General features: G+C 71.5%; 4 protein-coding genes. 2 read left to right on the top strand and 2 right to left on the bottom strand.

The window, feature by feature from the left end:
- Positions 1-130 precede the first annotated feature (130 nt).
- Together ACFV0G_RS36425 and ACFV0G_RS36420 are read right to left on the bottom strand one after the other, a co-directional pair.
- Positions 131-529, bottom strand: a complete 399-nt coding sequence (locus ACFV0G_RS36425; RefSeq protein ID WP_380557177.1) for a PPOX class F420-dependent oxidoreductase — start codon at positions 527-529, stop codon at positions 131-133.
- Positions 526-1,146, bottom strand: a complete 621-nt coding sequence (locus ACFV0G_RS36420; protein WP_380557175.1) for a TetR family transcriptional regulator — start codon at positions 1,144-1,146, stop codon at positions 526-528. The genes ACFV0G_RS36425 and ACFV0G_RS36420 overlap by 4 nt, the downstream gene beginning before the upstream one ends.
- A 92-nt stretch (positions 1,147-1,238) precedes the next feature.
- Here ACFV0G_RS36420 and ACFV0G_RS36415 point away from each other — a divergent pair, with 92 nt between their 5' ends.
- Together ACFV0G_RS36415 and ACFV0G_RS36410 are read left to right on the top strand one after the other, a co-directional pair.
- Complete coding sequence (locus ACFV0G_RS36415) at positions 1,239-1,949, top strand: type 1 glutamine amidotransferase domain-containing protein (protein WP_380557173.1); 711 nt, start codon at positions 1,239-1,241, stop codon at positions 1,947-1,949.
- A gap of 431 nt (positions 1,950-2,380) precedes the next feature.
- Positions 2,381-3,928 (top strand): long-chain fatty acid--CoA ligase, encoded by a 1,548-nt coding sequence (locus tag ACFV0G_RS36410; protein ID WP_380557171.1) that lies wholly within the window; start codon positions 2,381-2,383, stop codon positions 3,926-3,928.
- Positions 3,929-4,065: the final 137 nt, after the last annotated feature.

The following is a 4,065-nucleotide window of genomic DNA, read 5'->3' as shown; positions in this document are numbered from 1 at the left end:
CTCGCCCGACCGGGCGCGCGGGTTTTCGATTCCGCGGGCCCCAGGGGGGTGGGCGAGCGCCTGCCCCTGACGGGATTCGCCCCCGTGCCCGCCTGTTTGTCGAGGCGGGCACGGGGGCGGATCACGTCGATCAGAAGCTGATCTCCAGCGCGACGATGGGCCGGCGGCGGCGCCGGCCGGTCACGGTGGCGAGGATGTTGCCCAGCCGGGCCATCAGGTACTTGCGGCCCAGCAGGCGGCGGACCCTCTCCTTGCCCTCGAAGTCGAGGACCCGGCCGGTGCCGGTCGCCTCCGCGGCGCCGGGCTCGATCCGGCCGCGGACGTCGCAGACCACGACCTTCGCGCACGGGTCGCGGCGCAGCCGCTTGACCTTCCAGGAGTCGGCCTCGGTCCAGACGTACAGCAGCCCGCCCTCCACGACGTGCCACACCGGGGTGGCGACGGGGGTGCCGTCCTTGCGGAAGGTGGTGAGGCTGACGTAGCGGGCGCGGGTCAGTGCGTCGAGCGTGCGCGGGTCGAGCGCGGTCACGGGGCGTCCAATCGCGTGTCGGGGATCTGCACGAAGCCGAAGACCTGGTCGACCAGGGCGGCGAGGGACTCGCCCGGCGCGTGGTCGGACCAGCGGTTGATGGCGACGTCGAAGCAGCTCGACGCGGTGTTGACCATGGTCTGCGCCCGCAGCCCGGTGTCGGGGCCACCGGAGCCGATCCGGGAGGTGATCTCGGGGACCAGGGCGTCGGTCCAGGCCAGATGCTTCTCCAGGTAGCGCGCCCGCAGGGCCGGCGTGTGGCAGATGACCCGAACCGCCTGCTGCCACCGGCCGGCGTCGGCGTCCATCTGGTCGGCCGCGGCCCGGAAGGTGGCGCGCAGCGCTTCCCAGGCGGGGAGCTCCGCGAGGTGGCGGCGCAGTTCGTCGCGGACGTCCTCGGCGTCGGGGATGCGGTCGCCGAAAACCACGTCCTCCTTGTTGGCGAAGTAGCGGAAGAAGCTCCGCTGGGAGATTCCCGCGGCGGTTGCGATGTCGGCGACGGTCACCTCGTCGAAGCCGGAGGTGTCGAACAGCTCGATGGCCGTGTCGGCCAGGGCTTCCGTGACGGCCTGGCGGGTCCGCAGGCGCAGGCCAGGCTTGGTGGTGTTCTCCCTCATGCGAACAGGTTACCAGTGCCAAACCTGGCAGTCTGTGCCACATGTGGCATACTCTGTTGTAGGTAAGAGTCGCAGAAGAGAGGGAGAGGGAGATGACCAAGGTCCTCTTCGTCGTGTCCGCCGCAGATCGCTGGACGCTGAAGAACGGAGAAGTGCACCCGTCGGGGTTCTGGGGTGAGGAACTGGCGACGCCGCACAAGATCTTCACCGAGGCCGGGTGGGACGTCACGATCGCGACCCCGGGCGGGAAGGCGCCGACCCTGGACCGGCTGAGCATGGGGCGCACCGCCGGCCTGCCGTCCAAGCTGCGCGAGGTCGCCCGGTACCTGGACTCGATCCAGGCCGAGCTGGACAACCCCGAGAACCTGGCGGCCATCGACCCGGACGCCTTCGACGTGGTGTTCTACCCGGGCGGACACGGCCCGATGGAGGACCTCGCGGTCGACCCGGTCTCCGGCGCACTGATCACCCGGGTGCTCCGCTCGGGCAAGCCGCTGGCGCTGCTGTGCCACGCGCCCGCCGCCGCGCTCGCCGCGCGGAACGAGGACGGCTCGTGGCCGTTCGCCGGGTACCGGATGACGGCCCTGTCCAACCGGGAGGAGCGGCTCAACAGCTTCGGTCGCCGCGCCGAATGGCTGCTGGAGGACCGCCTGCGCGAGGGCGGCGCCGACTACGTCAAGGCGCGCCTGCCGCTGCTCCCGCACGTCGTGGTCGACCGCAACCTCTACACCGGCCAGAACCCGACGTCCTCCGAGCGACTGGCCAAGCGCCTGGTGGCCGACGTGGCGCAGTCGGCGCGCTGAGCCGCCCGCGCCGAACGCTCCGGCCGGGACGGCGGGCCGGCGAACTGCCGGCAGGGCGGCCCCTGTCCCCGTTGCCGCCCCGGCGGCCGGTGGGCCCGTCCGCAGCCCGCACCGGCACGTCGTCGCCAAGGGTCGGGCACCCGCCGCAGCACCGGTTCCGGTGTTGGCCCCGGCAACGCCGGGCCGTCGGATCCCGCGGCTTCGGCACTCCGCGGCAACTCTGACCGCGCGGCGTGACCCGCGTGGCCGGACCGCCTGTGTCGCTGCAGCCGCGGACGCACGGTGCCGTCGCCCGGCGCGCGGACGATTCCCTGGCCCGGGCGTGCCGCCCTTGGTGGGCCCTGCCCCACCACAGTGCCGCGCCGGTCGATGCTGCCCGAGATCTCCTCCTGCGCGGTGCGACACCAACCCACCCACACAGGAGAACCCTCATGCTCAATCTGGCTGTCGTCCTGGAGGACACCGCGCGCAGACAACCCGACCGTGAGGCGCTGGTCCTCGGCGACACCCGGATGACCTATGCCGAGGTGGAGGCCGCCGCCGACCGCATCGCGGCGGCTCTGGTCGCCCACGGCGTGGGCCCCGGCGACCGGGTCGCTCTGAGCTGTCCCAACGTCCTCGCCTTTCCCCTCGTCTACTTCGGTGCGCTGAAGGCGGGTGCGGCCGTCGTGCCGCTCAACATCCTGCTCACCGAGCGGGAGATCGCCTACCACTTGGAGGACTCCGGAGCGAAGGCGTACTTCTGCTTTGAGGGCAGTCGTGAGCTGCCGATGGGGCGGGAGGGACGGGCGGCGTTCGAGGGGGTGCAGGGCTGCGAGCTCTTCGTCGTGATCACGGCCGATCCGCACGTCGCGGACCGGGCCGACGGGGTACTGACGCTCGCCGAGTTCACCCGCGGGCGTCCGCCCGGTGAGGACACCGCCCGTACCGGCGAGACGGACACCGCCGTTGTGCTCTACACCAGCGGCACGACCGGACTGCCCAAGGGCGCGGAGCTGACCCACAGCAACATGGTCCACAACGCCCTGATGGCCACCCGCCAGTTCGGCCTGGGCCCGGACGACGTCCTGCTGCTGGTCCTGCCGTTGTTCCACTCCTTCGGCCAGACGGTGCAGCTCAACGCGGCGTTCGCCGGCGGCGCGACGGTCGTGCTGATGCCGCGCTTCGACGCCGGTGCCGCGGTGGAGACGATGGTGCGCGAGGGCGTCACGTTCTTCGCCGGCGTACCCACCATGTACTGGGCTCTGCTTGGTCACGAAGCCGCGGACCGCCGAGACCTGGAGCGCATTGCCGACACCCTGCGGGTCAGCATCTCCGGCGGCTCCGCGCTGCCGGGGGAGGTGCTCAAGGCGTTCGAGGAACGCTTCAAGGTACCCATCCTGGAGGGCTATGGCCTGTCCGAGACCAGTCCGTCCGTCACCTTCAACCGGCTCGACCGGCCCCGCAAGCCGGGCTCGGTCGGACTGCCGGTCTGGGGCGTGGAGGTGAAGGTCGCCCGCAAGGACGGCAGCGCCTGCGAGGCGGACGAGCCCGGTGAGATCTGGGTGCGCGGGCACAACGTGATGAAGGGCTACCTGAACCGGCCCGAGGCCACGGCCGAAGCCATCGACGCGCAGGGCTGGTTCCACACCGGGGACATCGGCCGCCGCGACGCCGACGGCTACTTCTACGTCGTCGACCGCATCAAGGACCTGATCATCCGCAGCGGCTTCAACGTCTACCCGCGCGAACTGGAGGAAGTGCTGCTCACCCACCCCGACGTCTCCCTCGCCGCCGTGGTGGGCGTGCCGGACGAGCGTCACGGGGAAGAGGTGAAGGCGTATGTCGTCCGAAAGCCCCACGCCACGGTGACCGAGGAAGCACTGGTGGGCTGGTGCAGGCAGAACATGGCCGCATACAAGTACCCGCGGATCGTGGAGTTCCGGGACGCGCTGCCGATGACCGCGACCAGCAAGATCCTCAAGCGGGAACTGGTCTGACCGAGCGGCGCGGGGGTCGCCGGCCGCGCGTCGGGCGCCCCCCCGCCGGCTCCGGGTCAGCGGTACCGAGCTGCGGACGCGGCGTGCTGGCCGTCCGTCACCTCGATGCACTCCTGCGGGCGGCCCTAGCGCACGCC

The sequence above is a fragment of the Kitasatospora sp. NPDC059571 genome (genome assembly GCF_042735675.1).
Lineage (GTDB): Bacteria > Actinomycetota > Actinomycetes > Streptomycetales > Streptomycetaceae > Kitasatospora.
Note: the sequence above shows the minus strand (reverse complement) of the source record. Positions and strands in the feature narration are given on the sequence as shown.